Source organism: Megasphaera geminata F0357 (genome assembly GCF_000239275.1).
GTDB classification, from domain to species: domain Bacteria; phylum Bacillota; class Negativicutes; order Veillonellales; family Megasphaeraceae; genus Megasphaera; species Megasphaera geminata.
In genome coordinates, this window is the sequence record NZ_JH417616.1 from 45278 (window position 1) to 45522 (window position 245).

The following is a 245-nucleotide window of genomic DNA, read 5'->3' on the forward strand; positions in this document are numbered from 1 at the left end:
TCCGTCCCCTCTCGGGGTTTAGGTAATTAATTTAGTTCCGTCGAACACCAACCTTCCCGACACAACGGAGTTTCCGTCCCCTCTCGGGGTTTAGGTAATTAATTGGATCGCGGGGGTGATAGTACGCAAACACGTCGAACGTTTCCGTCCCCTCTCGGGGTTTAGGTAATTAATTGGCAATGGTGGATTATGTTTTATGCCACCAAGTCCCCACGTTTCCGTCCCCTCTCGGGGTTTAGGTAATT